General features: G+C 67.4%; 2 protein-coding genes. Both read left to right on the top strand.

Annotated elements, in window-relative coordinates; genetic code table 11:
* On the top strand, window positions 1-1,179 hold a 1,179-nt coding region (gene glyA / locus CR162_RS21810), incomplete at its 5' end, for a serine hydroxymethyltransferase (RefSeq protein WP_099097546.1).
* 85 nt (window positions 1,180-1,264) lie between these two features.
* Complete coding sequence (locus tag CR162_RS21815; protein ID WP_003096779.1) at window positions 1,265-2,515, top strand: sarcosine oxidase subunit beta; 1,251 nt, start codon at window positions 1,265-1,267, stop codon at window positions 2,513-2,515.
* The last annotated feature ends 1 nt before the right edge of the window (window position 2,516 follow it).

Raw genomic sequence — 2,516 nt, forward strand, 5'->3', positions numbered from 1 at the left:
CAGGAAGACCACATCGAACTGATCGCCTCGGAGAACTACGCCAGCAAGCGGGTCATGCAGGCGCAGGGCAGCGGCCTGACCAACAAGTATGCCGAGGGCTATCCGGGCAAGCGCTACTACGGCGGCTGCGAACACGTCGACAAGGTCGAGCAGTTGGCCATCGACCGCGCCAGGCAGCTGTTCGGCGCCGACTACGCCAACGTCCAGCCGCATTCCGGTTCCTCGGCCAACGCCGCGGTGTACCTGGCGCTGCTCAACGCCGGCGACACCATCCTCGGCATGAGCCTGGCCCATGGCGGCCATCTCACCCATGGCGCCAAGGTGTCTTCCTCCGGCAAGCTGTACAACGCCGTGCAGTACGGCCTGGACACCGCTACCGGGCTGATCGACTACGACGAAGTCGAGCGCCTGGCCGTGGAGCATAAGCCGAAGATGATCGTCGCCGGCTTCTCCGCCTACTCCAAGACCCTCGACTTCCCGCGCTTCCGCGCCATCGCCGACAAGGTCGGCGCGCTGCTGTTCGTCGACATGGCCCACGTTGCCGGGCTGGTCGCCGCCGACCTCTACCCGAACCCGATCCCCTTCGCCGACGTGGTCACCACCACCACCCACAAGACCCTGCGCGGCCCGCGCGGCGGCCTGATCCTGGCGCGCGCCAACGAGGAGATCGAGAAGAAGCTCAACTCCGCGGTATTTCCCGGCGCCCAGGGCGGCCCGCTGATGCACGTGATCGCGGCCAAGGCGGTGTGCTTCAAGGAAGCGCTGGAGCCGGGCTTCAAGGACTACCAGGCGCAGGTGATCCGCAACGCCAAGGCGATGGCCGAGGTGTTCATCGGGCGCGGCTACGACGTGGTTTCCGGCGGCACCGACAACCACCTGATGCTGATCAGCCTGGTGCGCCAGGGCCTGACCGGCAAGGAAGCCGACGCCGCCCTCGGCCGGGTCGGCATCACGGTGAACAAGAACGCCGTGCCGAACGATCCGCAGAGCCCGTTCGTCACCTCCGGCATCCGCATCGGCACCCCGGCCATCACCACCCGCGGGCTGCAGGAAGCGCAGAGCCGCGAACTGGCCGGCTGGATCTGCGACATCCTCGACCACCTCGGCGATGCCGACGTGGAAGCCAAGGTCGCCACCCAGGTCGCCGGTCTCTGCGCGGACTTCCCGGTCTATCGCTGAGCCCCCCGAAGACGGTCGGGGAGCCCGACGCGCCCCGGCCCAACCCTCTCCGCGGGAGAGGGAGCAACAGTTCAGGAGCATCCACATGCAACGCTACTCCGGCTTCGGCCTGTTAAAGCATTCACTGAGCCATCACGAGAACTGGCAACGCATGTGGCGCACGCCCACGCCGAAGCCGGTCTACGACGTGGTCATCGTCGGCGGCGGCGGGCACGGTCTGGCCACCGCCTACTACCTGGCCAAGGAACACGGCATCAGCAACGTGGCGGTGGTCGAGAAAGGTTGGCTGGGCGGCGGCAACACCGCACGCAACACCACCATCGTGCGCTCCAACTACCTGTGGGACGAGTCCGCGCTGCTCTACGAACACGCGATGAAGCTGTGGGAGGGCCTGTCCCAGGACCTCAACTACAACGTGATGTTCTCCCAGCGCGGGGTCTACAACCTCTGCCACACCCTCCAGGACATGCGCGACGGCGAGCGCCGGGTCAGCGCCAACCGCCTCAACGGCGTCGACGGCGAACTGTTGAACGCGCAGCAGGTGGCGGAGGAGATTCCCTACCTGGACTGCAGCAAGAACACCCGCTACCCGATCATGGGCGCGACCATCCAGCGTCGCGGCGGCGTCGCCCGCCATGATGCGGTGGCCTGGGGCTTCGCCCGCGCCGCCGATGCCCTCGGCGTGGACCTGATCCAGCAGACCGAAGTCACCGGCTTCCGCAAGCAGGACGGCGCGGTGATCGGCGTCGAGACCAACCGCGGCTTCATCGGCGCGCGTCGTGTCGGGGTGGTCACCGCCGGCAACTCCGGGCACATGGCCAGGCTCGCCGGCTTCCGCCTGCCGCTGGAGTCGCACCCGTTGCAGGCGCTGGTCTCCGAGCCGCTGAAGCCGATCATCGACAGCGTGATCATGTCCAACGCCGTGCATGGCTACATCAGCCAGTCGGACAAGGGCGACCTGGTCATCGGCGCCGGCATCGACGGCTACAACGGCTACGGCCAGCGCGGCTCTTACCCGGTGATCGAGCACACCCTGCAAGCCATCGTCGAGATGTTCCCGGTGCTCTCGCGGGTACGCATGAACCGCCAGTGGGGCGGCATCGTCGACACCACCCCGGACGCCTGCCCGATCATCGGCAAGACTCCGGTGCAGAACCTGTTCTTCAACTGCGGCTGGGGCACCGGCGGCTTCAAGGCCACTCCCGGCTCCGGAAACGTCTTCGCCGCCACCCTGGCCAAGGGCGAACCGCATCCGCTGGCCGCGCCCTTCTCCATCGAACGCTTCCACAGCGGTGCGCTGATCGACGAGCACGGCGCGGCGGCAGTGGCGCACTGAC

Source organism: Teichococcus rhizosphaerae (genome assembly GCF_002631185.1).
GTDB lineage: Bacteria > Pseudomonadota > Alphaproteobacteria > Acetobacterales > Acetobacteraceae > Pseudoroseomonas > Pseudoroseomonas rhizosphaerae.